Annotated in this window: 12 protein-coding genes; 8 read left to right on the top strand and 4 right to left on the bottom strand. The window is 60.6% G+C overall.

Annotated elements, in window-relative coordinates; all coding sequences use genetic code 11:
- The first annotated feature begins 13 nt into the window (after nt 1–13).
- Both I9182_RS12120 and I9182_RS12115 read left to right on the top strand, forming a co-directional pair.
- Complete coding sequence (locus I9182_RS12120; protein ID WP_209505078.1) at nt 14–1,354, top strand: pitrilysin family protein; 1,341 nt, start codon at nt 14–16, stop codon at nt 1,352–1,354.
- Complete coding sequence (locus I9182_RS12115) at nt 1,351–2,661, top strand: pitrilysin family protein (RefSeq protein WP_209598410.1); 1,311 nt, start codon at nt 1,351–1,353, stop codon at nt 2,659–2,661. The genes I9182_RS12120 and I9182_RS12115 overlap by 4 nt, the downstream gene beginning before the upstream one ends.
- Before the next feature lie 22 nt (nt 2,662–2,683).
- Here I9182_RS12115 and I9182_RS12110 read toward each other — a convergent pair whose 3' ends face one another.
- The 3 genes from I9182_RS12110 to deoC all read right to left on the bottom strand — a co-directional run bounded on the left by I9182_RS12110 (nt 2,684) and on the right by deoC (nt 7,098).
- On the bottom strand, nt 2,684–3,493 hold the full coding sequence (locus tag I9182_RS12110) for an SDR family oxidoreductase (protein WP_209598409.1): 810 nt from the start codon (nt 3,491–3,493) through the stop codon (nt 2,684–2,686).
- A gap of 225 nt (nt 3,494–3,718) precedes the next feature.
- Complete coding sequence (locus tag I9182_RS12105) at nt 3,719–6,052, bottom strand: aldehyde dehydrogenase family protein (RefSeq protein WP_209598408.1); 2,334 nt, start codon at nt 6,050–6,052, stop codon at nt 3,719–3,721.
- Nucleotides 6,053–6,099: 47 nt separating this feature from the next.
- Nucleotides 6,100–7,098: a deoxyribose-phosphate aldolase gene (gene deoC / locus I9182_RS12100; RefSeq protein ID WP_209598407.1), complete on the bottom strand. Its 999-nt coding sequence runs from the start codon at nt 7,096–7,098 to the stop codon at nt 6,100–6,102.
- Between the two features lie 198 nt (nt 7,099–7,296).
- Between deoC and I9182_RS12095 the strand changes: the two genes are divergently transcribed.
- The 6 genes from I9182_RS12095 (at nt 7,297) to rmuC (ending at nt 14,598) form a co-directional block, all read left to right on the top strand.
- A complete protein-coding gene (locus tag I9182_RS12095) occupies nt 7,297–8,250 on the top strand; it encodes a zinc ABC transporter substrate-binding protein (protein WP_209598406.1) in 954 nt (317 codons plus the stop codon).
- A 3-nt stretch (nt 8,251–8,253) separates the two neighbouring features.
- The gene (locus I9182_RS12090) at nt 8,254–9,057 is read left to right on the top strand and encodes a metal ABC transporter ATP-binding protein (RefSeq protein WP_209505072.1); all 804 of its coding nucleotides are present in this window, start codon (nt 8,254–8,256) and stop codon (nt 9,055–9,057) included.
- Nucleotides 9,058–9,060: 3 nt separating this feature from the next.
- Entirely contained in the window at nt 9,061–10,266 is a 1,206-nt protein-coding gene (locus I9182_RS12085; RefSeq protein WP_209505071.1) for a metal ABC transporter permease, read from the top strand.
- Complete coding sequence (locus tag I9182_RS12080; protein ID WP_209598405.1) at nt 10,263–11,192, top strand: metal ABC transporter permease; 930 nt, start codon at nt 10,263–10,265, stop codon at nt 11,190–11,192. The genes I9182_RS12085 and I9182_RS12080 overlap by 4 nt, the downstream gene beginning before the upstream one ends.
- Nucleotides 11,193–11,453: 261 nt before the next feature.
- A complete protein-coding gene (gene mutL / locus I9182_RS12075) occupies nt 11,454–13,316 on the top strand; it encodes a DNA mismatch repair endonuclease MutL (protein ID WP_209598404.1) in 1,863 nt (620 codons plus the stop codon).
- Nucleotides 13,317–13,368: 52 nt separating this feature from the next.
- Nucleotides 13,369–14,598 carry a DNA recombination protein RmuC gene (rmuC, locus tag I9182_RS12070; RefSeq protein ID WP_209505068.1) on the top strand — a complete coding sequence of 410 codons (1,230 nt, stop codon included), beginning with the start codon at nt 13,369–13,371 and terminating at the stop codon, nt 14,596–14,598.
- A 63-nt stretch (nt 14,599–14,661) separates the two neighbouring features.
- Here rmuC and I9182_RS12065 read toward each other — a convergent pair whose 3' ends face one another.
- Entirely contained in the window at nt 14,662–15,312 is a 651-nt protein-coding gene (locus tag I9182_RS12065; protein WP_209598403.1) for a ChrR family anti-sigma-E factor, read from the bottom strand.
- Between the last annotated feature and the right edge of the window lie 7 nt (nt 15,313–15,319).

Below are 15,319 nucleotides of genomic sequence, written 5' to 3'. Positions count from 1 at the left end.
CGGAGGATGCCCCATGGTTCGGGCCCTTGCCTTGTCGGCTGCCCTGATCGCCACCACACCGGCTTTTGCCGAGGGTGGGAAAGAAGCGGTCACCACATTTACTTTGGACAACGGCATGGATGTCGTCGTGGTCGAAGATCACCGCGCGCCTGTCGTGCAGCACATGGTCTGGTACCGCGCCGGATCTGCGGATGAGCCGATCGGATCGTCGGGTGTCGCGCATTTTCTGGAACACCTGCTGTTCAAGGGCACAGATACTTTGGCGCCGGGTGAATTCTCGGCCACCGTTGCGGCCAATGGTGGTAACGACAACGCATTCACTTCGTATGATTACACTGCCTATTTCCAGCGCGTCGCCGCCGACCGGCTTGAGCTGATGATGCGTATGGAATCGGACAGGATGCGGAACATTCGCCTGAGCGAAGAGGACATCGTGACCGAGCGCGATGTGATCCTTGAGGAACGCAACCAGCGCACCGAGAACAACCCGCGGGCCCTGTTCGGCGAACAGATGAGCGCGGCACAATACCTCAATCACCGTTATGGCGTGCCGATCATCGGCTGGAAGCACGAGATGGAAGAACTGGAACTGGAAGACGCACTGTCTTTCTACCAGACCCACTATGCGCCCAATAACGCCATTCTGGTTGTCACCGGAGACGTTGATCCTGCCGAGGTCCGCACTCTGGCCGATCAGTATTACGGTGTGATTCCGGCCAATGCGGAATTGCCGGAACGGATCCGGTCGCAAGAACCCCCGCAAAACTCCGAACGCCGTCTGACATTCAAGGACCCTCGCGTGGCGCAACCCTATGTTCAGCGCAGTTATCTGGCGCCGGAACGCGATCCGGGCGATCAGGAAAAGGCGGCAGCCCTATTTCTGTTGGCGGAGCTTCTGGGGGGCAGCACGACCTCGTATCTGAACGAAAAGCTGCAATTCGATCAGAAAATGGCTGTTTATACCGGGGCGTTCTATCGTGACGTGTCACTGGATGATACAACATTCGACCTGTTGGTGGTTCCCGCCGAAGGGGTTTCCCTGCAAGAGGCCGAAGATGCCATGGATCAGGCCGTGGCCGATTTCATTGCCGAAGGTGTCGACGAGGACAATCTGAACCGCATCAAGATGCAGTTGCGGGCCGCGCAGACCTATGCGCGCGACAATGTGGACGGGATTGGCAACCGCTATGGGCGCGCCCTGACCAGCGGCCTGACAATACAGGACGTGCAGGCATGGCCTGATATTCTTCAGGCTGTGACCGGCGACGAAATCATCGCCGCCGCCCGTGACGTTCTGCAACCCGAGGCGTCGGTCACCGGCTGGCTGATGCGCGATGATGAGGTGACGCAATGAAACGGTTTCTCGCAACGCTGATTGCCTGTCTGGTTGCTCTGCCCGCTTTGGCCGAGATCGAGATTGAAGAAGTGACCTCGCCCGGCGGGATCACCGCATGGCTGGTCGAGGATCACTCGATCCCTTTCACCGCGCTTGAGCTGCGCTTCCGTGGCGGTACGTCGCTGGACGACCCGGACAGGCGCGGCGCGGTCTATCTGATGAGTGGGCTGATCGAGGAAGGTTCCGGTGAAATGGACGCGCGAACCTATGCGCGCGAGCTTGAGGCTCTGGCCGCATCGTTCCGCTATAACGCCGGTGACGACACGGTTTCGATTTCCGCACGATTTTTGACCGAAAACCGGGATGAGGTTGCCGACCTGCTGCGTGAGACGATTCACGAACCACGCTTTGATCAGGACGCGGTTGACCGTGTGCGCGCGCAAATCCTGTCCGGGCTGCGATCAGATCAGACCGACCCGAACGAGATTGCAGGCCGCAACTTTGCCCAGATGGCCTATGGCGATCACCCTTATGGTTCCGAAGGCAAGGGCACGATCGAAAGCGTCTCGGCCTTGACACGGGATGACGTGGTAACGGCGTATGAAAGCGTTTTTGCCAAGGATCGTCTTTATGTGGGGGCTGTCGGCGATATCACGGCCGAGGAACTGGGCGCATTGCTTGACAAATTGCTCGCCGACCTGCCGGAAACGGGCAAGCCCATCCCGGGCAAGGCCAACGTGACCATCCCCGGCGGGATCAGTGTTGTCGAGTTTGACACCCCGCAATCCGTCGCGCTGTTTGGCCATGCCGGAATAGATCGGGACGATCCTGATTTCTTTGCCGCCTATATCCTGAACCACATCCTGGGCGGTGGCGGGTTCGAAAGCCGTCTGATGCAAGAGGTGCGCGAAAAGCGGGGCCTGACCTATGGGGTTGGAACCTATCTTGTGCCCAAGGATCTGGCCTCGGTTTACCTGGGGTCGGTGTCATCGGCCAATGACCGCATTGCCGAGGCGATAGAGGTTATTCGCAACGAATGGGCGCGCGCCGCCGCCGAAGGGGTGACGCAGAAGGAACTGGACGATGCCAAGACCTACCTGACCGGCGCTTATCCGTTGCGCTTTGACGGCAACGGGCAGATTGCCGGGATCATGGTGGGGATGCAGATGGAAGGATTGCCCATCGACTATATCGCCACCCGCAATGACAAGGTAAACGCGGTCACACTGGAAGACGTGAACCGCGTTGCATCCGAACTGTTGGATCCGGACGGCCTGCATTTCACTGTTGTTGGAAAGCCGGTTGGTCTGGAAACAACCAACTGAACTGCAAGGGGTGAGTTGCGGCTCACCCCTTTTTCATGCCACGCAGCATGTCGCCCATCATCTGCCCGAACTTGCCCGATCCGCGCTGATAGAGTGCCCCGTCCACGGCCAGAACCGTGCCGCTGATATAACTGGCCAGATCCGAGCTGAGGAACAGGCAGGCATTGGCCACGTCCTGCGGCTGGCCCCAGCGGCCCAACGGCACGTCGCGGCGCAGTTCTTCGTGGGCGTTTTTGGTGGGCGCAAGGCGTTTCGCACCCTCGGTGCCTTCGATGAACCCCGGCACAACCGAGTTCACCCTGATCCCTTCGACGCCCCATTCCATCGACAGCGTGCGGGTGATCTGATCCACCCCCGCCTTGGCGGCGCAGACATGGGCTTGACCCTCATAAGGCAGATAAGATTGCGGGGCCGAGATATTGATGATGCTGGCACCGGGGCGTTTGAGGAACGGATACGCCCCCTTCACCACGTGGATCGTGCCCATCAGGTCGATATCGATCACGGTCTTGAAGGCGTTGACCGACATTTCGGACGCCAGCGCCGGGAAGTTGCCCGCCGCACCCGAAACCAGCACATCGAAATCCCCGAAGGCGTCATGGAACTGCTTCAGTCCCGCCGCCACGGCGTCTGCATCGCGCACATCAAACGCAGCCCCAATCGCATCCTGTGCGCCTGCGGCCTTCAGCGCGGCGATGGTGTCATCGACCTTTTCCTGCGACCGGCTGGCCACGGCCAGTTTGGCACCCGAGGCTGCAAAAGCCTCGGCAATGCCGCGATTGATACCGCTGGTTCCGCCAATCACGATGACGGTTTGTCCTGAAAAATCCATGTAACGCCCTTTATCTTTGATCTACTGGGTGAGCGCCATTCTCTTGACTGAGTTCGTTGCGCATCTCCTCAATCATCGGAAGCACAAGAGTTTCGCGATTTGCGAGTAAGAATACCAAGCACGCAAATGCGCCGACCAAAGAAAAAATCACCAAACGAGCGATAGAAGTCCGATTGGTTTTCTCAGTCGGTAGTACCAAAGTAAACGCTCCCTTGGCAGGGAGCCCTACTCGCCGTAGGGCACCCAGATGTTTTTCACTTCTGTTGCAGCCTGAAGGAAGCGGCGGGAATGGTCCATGCTCCAGTCAAATGCCGTCGCGTTATTGACCCAGGTCCGTTTCAGGTTCCCGGCTGAAACGACCTCGATCTCTTTCGACAGGTCGGTGGACGAAAACGACCAGACCGCGTCGACGTTCAGATGCGAGGCCAGGGGTTTGGCCAGTTCCGCATGGCTGCCCGTCAGGATGTTGACCACGCCAGCGGGCACGTCCGAAGTCTCAAGGATCTGGTAGAAATCCGTCGCCGCCAGCGGGTAGGGCTCGGAAGCCACCAGAACCGTCCGATTGCCCATCGCAATCGCAGGTGCCATGGCCGACACCAGACCCAGCAGCGGTGCCTCATCCGCGCAAAGCGCGCCAATCACGCCAACGGGTTCCTTCATGGCGATGGCAACGCCCCGGATCGGAACACCATGGACCTGACCGTCATACTTGTCGGCCCAGGCGGCGGCAGTGAACAGGCGCTGAATCGAGGCCTCAACTTCTTTCGCGCCGTCTTTCCTGCCGGTCATGGCGTCGATCCGCGCCGCGAATTCACCGGCGCGGGCCGATAGGTTTTCGCCGATGTAATACAGGATCTGAGCTCGCAGATGGCCGGTGGTCCTGGACCAGCCTTTTGCACCTGCCGCAGCCTCGACCGCGTTGCGCACGTCCTTGCGGTTGGCAAGACCTACATGGCCCAGCAGGCCGGACTTGCCCCAGACCGGTTTCGAATAACCACCATCGGGCCGCGCCTGCTTGCCGCCGACATACATCTTGGCGGTGCGGTCAATCGGGTCGACCGGGCCCCCTTCGCCCATGGCTGCCTCGACCTTTGCCAGCGGCTTGGCCTTACCCTTGGGTCTGGTATAGGCGGTCAGCCCTTCCCAGCCGCCTTCGCGGCCAAAGCCGCTTTCGCGGACCCCACCGAACCCGGCAGCGGCGTCAAACAGATTGGTGGCATTCACCCAGACCACGCCCGCAACCAGCTTGGGCGCGATATCCAGCGCAAGGTTCACATTCTCGGTCCAGACGGTTGCCGCCAGACCATACCTGGTGTTGTTCGCCAGCTCGACGGCCTCTTCCGGTGTGCGGAAGGTCGAAGACACCAGCACCGGGCCGAAGATTTCCTCCTGCATCAACGGGTCCGAGGTCTCGAGCCCCGAGATCAGTGTCGGCGGGTAGTAGCAGCCGTTTGCGGGAAGATCACAGGCGGCTTGGTGCACATGGCCCGCTGTGTTGCTTTCGACCATTCCTTTGATGGTCTGCAACTGAACCGGGTCCACAACTGCGCCCACGTCGATACATTTGTCCAGCGGATTGCCGACACGCAGCATGTCCATCCGGGCGCGCAGCTTGTCATGGAAACGGTCGGCGATGCCTTCCTGCACCAGAAGGCGCGAGCCTGCACAGCAGACCTGACCCTGATTGAACCAGATCGCATCCACCAGCCCTTCGATGGCCGAGTCGATATCGGCGTCATCAAACACGATGTACGCGGATTTGCCGCCCAACTCCAATGTCAGTTCCTTGCCAGATCCGGCAGTGGCCTCACGGATGCGGCGGCCCACAACAGTCGAGCCGGTAAAGGCAATCTTGTCCACGTCCGAGGCCACGATCATCTCGCCCACGGCACCGTCTCCGGTGACGATGTTGACGACACCTTTCGGCAGACCGGCCTGTGTGCAGATATCGGCAAATAACAGCGCCGTCAGCGAGGTATATTCAGCGGGTTTCAGAACCACCGTATTTCCCATTGCCAGCGCAGGCGCGATCTTCCACGCCAACATCAGCAGGGGGAAGTTCCACGGGATGATCTGGCCGCACACACCCAGCGCTTCGGTGTCGGGCAGCTCGCTTCCCATCAGTTGCGCCATGCCGGCGTGATAATAGAAATGCCGCTGCGCCAGCGGAATATCGATGTCACGCGATTCCCGGATCGGTTTGCCGTTGTCGAGGCTTTCCAGCACCGCAAACAAACGCGAATGCTTTTGCAGCAGGCGCGCAATCGAATAGAGATACCGCGCACGGCCCGTGCCGCCCAGTTTCCCCCATTTCGGCTGAGCCTTGCGCGCGGCGGCAACCGCGGCGTCCACGTCGGCCTGCTTGGCCTGCGTCAGCTTGGCCAGAACCTCCCCGGTCGCAGGGTTGCGGCTGTCAAACCCTTTGCCCGGCTTGGTGAAAGCACCATCGATATAGTGTCCGAACTTGTCGCCCTGATCGACCAGCCAGGCCAGTGCCTCGGCGGCGCTTTCGGGGGCGGGGCCATATTCCATGGTCTCAAAAATCTCTTTGACTGTCATGACTTCATCTTTTCCCAAATACTCACTGTCCAGACATATCCGCGGGCTCAGCCCATCGAGTGTCTGTAACCAGCCGAGTAAGCCCCGGTGACATAGTGTTCCAACTGCCGCTCGATATCGCCCAGCAACGACGACGCACCAAAGCGGAACAGATCGGGTTCCAGCCAGCGGTCGCCCAGCTCGTCCTTGATCAGCGACAGATAAACCAGCGCGTCCTTGGCTTTCGAAATACCACCTGCAGGCTTGTAGCCGACCCGATATCCGGTGCGGTCATAGTAATCGCGGATCGCGCGGATCATCACCAGCGACACGGGCAGGGTGGCGTTGACGCTTTCCTTGCCGGTCGAGGTCTTGATGAAATCCGCCCCGGCCATCATGCACACCAGCGAGGCGCGCGCGACATTGCGCAGGCTACCCAATTCTCCGGTCGCAAGAATGGCTTTGACATGGGCATCGCCACAAGCCACGCGGAACGCCTTCATCTCATCATAAAGGGCCTGCCAGTCCCCCGACAGCACGTGACGGCGCGAGATTACGATGTCGATTTCCTCGGCCCCGGCCTTCACGCTTTCCTCGATCTCGGCCACGCGCAGATGGAACGGGGACAGTCCGGCGGGAAAGCCGGTGGACACGGCAGCGACTGGAATGCCAGTGCCTTTCAGGGCGTCCACGGCGGTTTCGATCATATCGTGGTAGACGCAAACCGCCCCGGTCGTGATCGGTGGCATGTCCAGCGCCTGAAGGACCGAAGGTGCAACCGGCTGACGGGCCTTTGCACACAGGCGGCGCACACGGCCCACAGTATCGTCGCCCGACAGCGTGGTCAGGTCGATCATCGTGATGGCTTTCAGCAGCCACGCAGCCTGATATTCCTTCTTGACCGAACGGCGGCCCGGCAATGTGGCCGCACGCCGTTCAATCGCGGAAGTATTGGCCTGAATGGCGCGCACCCAGTTCAGATCCAGTTCCATTCCGGGGTTCCGGGGTTCGGTCACTTGCGGCAGATGCGCGGTGCGCACGGGGCTTTCTGAGCTCTGCGTATCCATGGTTACGTCCTTTGGGAGGTTTGCGACAAAATCGCACGGGTGGCCCGGGAATGGAAGGTGTTCCGGCGCAATGACCGAATATTTTTGACCATTTGGACAAATAATTGAGGCTTTCTTGCGAATAATTCTCATTAGCGTTGACTTAGTTGCGAATGGTTCTCATATTTAATCCAACACGTATCCAAATCGAGGTTGGAAATGATTCGTCGGCATTGCCTTGCACTATTGGCTCTGGCCCTTTCGGTGCCAGCTATGGCTTTTGCCGGGGCACCGCTGAAAGTGGTCGCCACGACGGGCATGATTGCAGATGCGGCGCGTCAGGTCGGCGGTGATCTGGTTGAGGTCAGAGGGCTTATGGGCCCCGGCGTTGATCCCCATGCCTATCGCCAGACGCGCAGCGATATCGTGGCGATGACTCGGGCAGATCTGGTTCTGTGGCACGGCCTGTATCTCGAAGCGCAAATGGAAGACTTCTTTCATGATCTCGAGCGGAAACGGTCCGTCATTGCGGTTGCAGAGGGCGTAGATAAGTCCATGCTGCGTGCGCATGATGATTATGTCGACAAGTATGATCCGCATGTCTGGATGACACCCGCGCTGTGGCGCGAGGTTGTTGTTGAAGTGCAGCGCGCCCTGACCGAAGCCCGCCCCGAAGCAGCCGAGGTTTTTGCCGCCAATGCACAAGCCCATCTGGCGGACATAGACCGTCTGACGGCCTATGCCGAGGAAAGCTTGTCTTCAGTACCGGATCACAACAAGGTTCTGGTCACCGCCCACGACGCCTTTGGCTATTTCGGTAAAAGTTTCGGGTTCGAGGTTCTGGGCATTCAGGGCATCTCGACCCAATCCGAGGCGGGCCTGAACCGGATCGGAGAGCTGGTTGACCTGTTGGTTGATCGCCGGATCACGGCGGTCTTCGTCGAAAGCTCGGTTTCTGACCGGTCGATCCGCGCGCTGATCGAAGGGGCCGCCGCCAAAGGGCACGAGGTGAAGGTCGGGGGCGAGTTGTTCTCGGACGCCATGGGCGAGGATGGCACCTACGAAGGCACTTACATCGGGATGCTGGATCACAATATCACCGTCATCGCAGGCGCATTGGGCGGAGAAGTTCCCGATCGCGGCATGGACGGCAAACTGTCAGCGGGGTTCTGAGTGATGCTGGGGCTGATCAGCAACGAAGGTGTGACGGTCCAGGAACATAATCTGGATGACAGCCCTCTGGCTGTGCGGGGCCTGACGGTTTCCTACGGGCAGAAGCCAGCGGTCTTTTCGGTTGATATGACAGTAACGCCCGGCGCGATGACCGCCATTATCGGGCCGAACGGTGCTGGAAAATCAACGCTGCTCAAGGCGGCGCTGGGCATCGTTACGCCATTGTCGGGGCAGGTGACCGTATTTGGTCAGCCGCTGAATTCGCAGCGCGCGCGTGTCGCCTATGTTCCCCAGCGTGCCAGTGTGGACTGGGATTTCCCGACACGGGTGATCGACGTGGTTCTGATGGGTCTGTCGCGTGAACTGGGCCTGTTGGGCCGCTTGCGCGCGCGCCACAAGGCCCGTGCGATGGATTGCCTGAACCGTGTGGGAATGCGCGATTTCGCGGATCGCCAGATTGGCCAGCTGTCCGGTGGCCAGCAACAGCGTGTGTTTCTGGCGCGTGCTCTGGCTCAGGATGCTGATCTGTACCTGCTGGACGAGCCGTTTGCCGGTGTCGACGCTGCTACCGAAAAAGCCATCATCGCGGTGCTGAAATCCCTGAAAGAGGCCGGTAAGACAGTTGTTGTCGTGCATCACGATCTGGCCACCGTGACCGACTATTTCGACCACGTTTTCCTGATCAATACCCGCAAGGTGGCCGAGGGGCCGGTGGCCGAGGCCTTCACGGCGGAAACGCTGCAATCGGCCTATGGTGGCAGGTTGGCAACGGCCCAGATCGATCAGATTTCACGCGCGCTGGGATAGTTCATGCTTTGGGATGCTCTGACCCTTCAGCTTGGCTATAACGCCACGCTGGTTGCCATCGGTGCGACATTGCTGGGCGTGTCGGCGGGCGTGACAGGGACCTTCCTGTTTCTGCGCAAGCGCGCCCTTGTCAGCGACGCAATCAGCCATGCAACCCTGCCGGGCGTCTGTATCGCTTTCATGGTGCTGGTCGCGCTGGGTGGGGACGGGCGCAACCTGCCGGGCCTGTTGGTGGGGTCCGCCATTTCAGCCTGGGTTGGTCTGTTGTGCATGAACTGGCTGACACGGCGCACCCGACTGGCCGAGGACGCCGCGATCGGTGCGGTCCTGTCCGTGTTCTTCGGTTTTGGGATCGTGCTGCTGACGGTCATCCAAACCATGGGGGTTGGCCGTCAGGCCGGGCTGGAAGGTTTCCTGTTGGGTTCGACCGCCGGAATGCTGTGGGCCGATGCGGTAATCATCGCACTTGGTGGCGCCTTGACCTTGGCTCTGGTGCTGATCATCCGCCGTCCGATGACCCTTGTCGCATTCGACCCCGAATACGCAGCGGCGCGCGGGTTGCCAGTGCATCGTATCGACCTGGCCATGATGGGGCTGGTCATGGCCGTGACCGTGGTCGGCCTGAAAATCGTCGGCCTGATCCTGATCGTGGCTTTGCTGATCATTCCGGCAGTGACCGCCCGGTTTTGGTCTGACCGCTCGGAACGCGTTGTTCTGTTGGCCGGGTTGGCCGGTGGTCTGGCCGGATATATCGGCGCTGCCATATCCGCATCTGCGCCCAATCTTCCAACCGGCCCGATTATCGTGCTGGTCAGCTTTGCCTTTTTCCTCGCCTCCCTCTTCTTCGCCCCGATGCGCGGCGTTCTGGCGGCGGTGCTGCGGCATCTGCGGTTTCAGCGCCGGGTGCATATTCGTCAGGGGCTTCTGGCGCTGGCACAAGGGCAGAAGATCTATGAACCCCTGACCCTGCGTTTGCTGCGGCGTGCCGGGCTGGTCCGGGCGGATGGCGTCGCGACGGACACCGGTAAGGCCCGCGCGGCCAAGGCCCTGCGGGATGAAAAGCGATGGGAAATCGTGCGCGCCGATCAGGCGCACGAGGCGACGGCTGCGCTCTATGACGGGTTGCGTGATATCGAGACCGTTCTGACACGGGACCAGATTGATGAGATCGACCGCCAGATTGGCGGGCCGCAGGGGATACCGGCATGAGTGGTGAAGAATTCGTCCCGCTGTCTCTGACGCCGCTGCTGATCGGAACATGTGCGGCCATCGCCTGTGCCTTGCCCGGCAACTTTCTTGTGTTGCGAAAACAGGCGCTGATCGGCGATGCGATCAGCCATGTGGTGCTGCCGGGTATCGTTGTTGCGTTTCTGCTGACAGGTGCCATATCCACCTGGCCGATGATGTTGGGTGCGGCAGGGGCCGCGGTTCTGGCTGTTGTCCTGATCGAGGCCATTCGCCGGCTGGGGCAGATCGAACCCGGGGCCGCCATGGGCGTGGTCTTTACCACCATGTTCGCGGCAGGCGTTCTGCTGCTTGAGCAGACGGATACGTCAACCGTGCATCTGGATGTGGAACACGCGCTTTACGGCAATCTCGAAAGCCTGATCTGGCTGGACGCGACCGGGTGGTCCTCGTTGCTGGACGCTCAGGCCCTTGCCGGATTGCCCCCGGAACTGCCCCGTATAGCGCTGACACTGGTGGGAGTGACGCTGTTTACATGGCTGTTCTGGCGGCCGCTGAAAATATCCACCTTTGACGAAGGTTTCGCCCGCACGATTGGTATTCGCACGGGACTTCTGGGTATGGCGCTCGTCATCACTGCGGCCATCGCGGCGGTTGCCGCTTTTGACGCGGTAGGCTCGATCATCGTGATCGCGATGTTTATCTGCCCTCCGGCAGCCGCGCGGATGCTGACCAACCGGCTTGAGGCGCAGATTGGCTGGAGTGTCGTGATCGCTATAACCTCTGCCGTGACAGGGTATGTGCTGGCAGGCTACGGACCCCTGTGGCTGGGTGCAGCGGATGCGGTCAGTGCGGCGGGGATGATCGCAACGATGTCCGGGCTGATCCTGGCACTGGCGGCCATGTTTGGCCCATGCCGCACACGAGTTGGTGTTCAGACATCAGCCTGAGACGGCATTTTCCTGCCGCAGATGCCCATGCGTCATCGGCCAAACTCTGCCCAGATGCCGTTAAGGTTAATCTTAAGCAGATTTTTGGGAAGTCTCGTGCTAGAGGCTGCCCATTGATTAGCTGAACACACCACTCACTCTGGTAGGCCCGGATGGTACGGAATGGGGATTCATTCACGGCCATCCGGGCGCCCCTTTCCGATCAGAAGACATGCTCAAACCGGTGGCAGAATCGTGCGCGGTTGTGCTAGGTCTAGGGGTATGGCGCAAACAAACCCCAATATCAGCGAAAATCGCCCCGTGATCAGACAGCTTGACGATGCTGCCATCAACCGTATTGCGGCGGGTGAAGTGGTGGAACGCCCGGCCTCGGCGGTCAAGGAACTGGTCGAGAATGCACTTGATGCCGGGGCCGCGCGTGTAGCCGTCGAAATCGCCGACGGGGGAAAGACACTGATCCGCGTGACCGACGATGGCTGCGGTATCCCGGCCCAAGATTTGCCGCTTGCCCTGTCGCGCCACGCCACATCAAAGATCGACGGATCGGACCTGCTGAATATCCACACCTTCGGGTTTCGAGGCGAAGCCTTGCCCTCGTTGGGGGCTGTCGGACGCCTGACCATAACCAGTCGCGTGCCCGGTGCGGACGCGGCGCAGATCCATGTTGCAGGTGGCAAGACGGGTTCGGTCAAGCCTGCAGCCCTGCGCGCGGGCACGGTGGTCGAGCTGCGCGATCTGTTCTTCGCCACCCCCGCCCGGCTGAAATTCATGCGCACCGACCGGGCCGAGGCGCAGGCGATCACGGACATGGTGAAACGGCTGGCGATGGCCGAACCATCCATCACATTTACCCTGCGCGATGTCTCGGGCGGTGGCGAAGGCCGCGTGATCTTCCGCGCGGATCGCGAGAATGGCGACCTGTTTGACGCCCTGCACGCCCGTCTTGCCCGTGTGATCGGGCGCGAGTTTGCCGAGAATGCGCTGCGGATCGATGCCACGCGCGACGGCCTCAGGCTTTTTGGTTACGCGGCCCTGCCGACCTATTCCCGTGGCGCAGCGGTGGCGCAGTACCTTTTTGTCAACGGGCGTCCCGTGCGCGACAAGATGCTGACCGGCGCTTTACGGGCGGCCTATTTCGATTTCCTCAGCCGGGACCGTCACCCGGCGGCGGCATTGTTCATCGACTGCGACCCGACATTGGTTGACGTGAACGTTCACCCTGCCAAGTCCGAGGTCCGGTTCCGCGATCCGGGCGTTGCGCGCGGGCTTATCGTGTCCAGCCTGCGCCACGCATTGGCCGAGGCCGGGCATCGCGCGTCCTCGACCGTGGCCAATGCGACCCTGGGTGCGATGCGACCGGAACCCGCGCAGTCCGCACCAGCGCGGGTCTATCAGATGGATCGCCCGTCGCCCGCAGCGCGCCAGGCCGCGTACCGCGCGCAGGCTCCGGGTTTTGCGGAACTTGCGCGTGATTACAGCGGCAGCATTGTCGATCCGATCCCGGTTGCACCCGCTTCGCAGGGTCAGGAGCCCGATGCGCAGAATCTTCCGCTGGGTGCTGCGCGCGGGCAGGTGCATGAAAACTACATCATCGCCCAGACTGCCGATGGAATGGTGATCGTTGATCAGCACGCCGCGCATGAACGGCTGGTCTATGAGAAGCTGAAAACACAAATGGCCGAGACGGGAGTCGCGGCACAGGCGCTTTTGATCCCCGAGATTGTTGAGTTGTCCGAAGGTGACTGCGCCCGCCTGATGGCTGTCTGTGATGATCTGTCCCGTTTGGGGCTGACCATCGAACCCTTTGGCGGAGGCGCCATTGCCGTGCGCGAAACCCCGGCCATTCTGGGCGAGGTCGATGCGCGCGCGATGATCCTTGATATCCTCGACGAACTGGCCGATCAGGGCGAAAGCCAGATGGTGCAGGCAAGGATCGAGGCGATCCTCAGTCGGGTTGCCTGCCACGGCTCGGTCCGGTCCGGTCGTCGGATGCGGGCCGAGGAAATGAACGCCCTACTGCGCGAGATGGAGGCGACGCCGCATTCCGGCCAGTGCAATCACGGGCGACCCACATATGTGGAACTGAAGCTAAGCGACATCGAACGCCTGTTCGGGCGCAGTTGATCCATTGGCCACTGCAGGTTAGTAAGAATAAAACAAGAACATCCGAGGCGACATGATCAAGATTGCAGGAACAGAATATGCATTGGATGACCCGGTTGTTCTTATCGTGGGCGGAACAGTTGCGCTGATCCTGCTGCTGCTGTTCCTGTCGTTGCGCGCCGCCAATCGCTCGGCCCGGATGGCGGAACCGCTGGCGCGGCAGATGGCGCTTCTGGGTCAGCATGTGCAGCAGCTGGGGCAGGGGCAGGAACAGTTGCGCGGCGGCTTGCAGCATGTCTCGGACACGCAGGCCAACGCGCAGGTGCAGGTAATCCAGACGGTCGAGGCACGCTTGTCCTCGGTTCAGCAGCAGATGAATGACCGGCTGGCGGATAACGCGATGAAATCGGCCCGCGCGCTGGCCGAGATGCAGGAACGGATGAAGGAAACCCTGCACGGTTCGTCAAAACAGACGGCGACATCACTGACGCAGCTGCAGGAACGTCTGGCCGCCATCGACAAGGCGCAGGACAATATCACGAAACTGTCGGGCGATGTTCTCAGCCTTCAGGATATCCTGTCGAACAAGCAGCGGCGCGGGATGTTTGGTGAGATTCAGCTGAACGATATCGTGTCCAAGGCGCTGCCCGCGGACAGCTATTCACTGCAAGCCACCTTGTCGAACGGCAGGCGCGCGGATTGCCTGGTGCATCTGCCGAACCCGCCCGGCCCGATCGTGATTGACGCGAAATTCCCGCTTGAGGATTTCGAGGCACTTGCCGCCGCGCAGACCAAGGCGGATGTTGAAAGATGCCTGCGGGCTTTTGGTGCTGCCGTGAAAGTGCATATCAAGGCGATTTCCGAGAAATACATCCTCGACGGGGAAACCGCTGACGGTGCCCTGATGTTCGTCCCGTCCGAAGCGATCTATGCCGAGCTACACGCCCGCCTGCCCGATGTGGTGCGCGAAGGGTTTGCCGCAAGGGTCTGGATCGTCTCGCCCACCACCTGTATGGCCACGCTGAACACGATGCGGGCGATCCTGAAAGATGCGCGCATGCGTGAACAGGCCGGTGCGATCCGCAAAGAACTGGGATTGCTGCACAAGGACGTGGACCGTCTGGGCGACCGTGTTTCAAACCTCGACCGTCACTTCGGGCAGGCGGCCAAGGATATCTCGGAAATCAAGATCAGTGCCGAAAAGGCCGGCCGCCGGGCGCAGCGGCTGGATAATTTCGACTTCGAAGAAATCGCGCCCGATACTGAAACAGAGGTTGTGCCACTGGCACGTCACGAAGGCTGAACATCCTGTTGAAAAAGTGAACCGGCGCCGGGCCGGTTCTGATGGGCCTGCGCCAGCAAGCGTTTAGATACGCAGGAAGGGTTGAAACAGGCGCGGCATCAGCTTGTTGAACTTCAGCGGCGCATCCGTAACCGCCAGGCATATGCAGTCTTCCGAGATATCCGCGACAGGTGTGTGTTCCAGATCCTCGTCGGCGATTTCAACATCGCCACGGGCAAAATGGTCAACCTCGTCCGAGAAAGCCCCTTGCAGAACCATTGTCAGCTCCATGCCGTTGTGGCCGTGATCCGGCACGGCAGCACCGGCCGGAATGAACAGCAAGCGGGCGGTGGCGTCTTTGGTGGTCGGCAGGATCGCCTGTTTGACACCCATGCCAATCGACCGCCAGCGGATGTCCTTGACTGTCCCGCCCACGTAATCCTGCAACGGGGCTGGCAGAACTGCACATCCCGGGCGAACGGGCTTGGGCGCCGGAGCACCTTGGGTGATCAAAGCCATCGTGGCCGCCAGGGAAGTTTCACTCATGCTGGCACCCTCACTCTGCTCGTCCAGAACTTGTCCGCCAACGGCGTCATAACTTTCAGCGCGCGCGCGGCAGTGGTCGCACAAGGACAGATGCGTGGCGACCATCAGATCGAAGGCTTCGGGCAGACCGCCTGCGGCATAGGCCATCAGCAGGTCATCCGTCAGGTGATGTTTGATCAACTTGCTCATCTTACTC

Origin of the sequence: Ruegeria sp. HKCCSP351 (assembly GCF_017872535.1) — a bacterium.
Lineage (GTDB): Bacteria > Pseudomonadota > Alphaproteobacteria > Rhodobacterales > Rhodobacteraceae > Ruegeria.
This window is presented reverse-complemented; position numbering and strand designations above follow the sequence as displayed.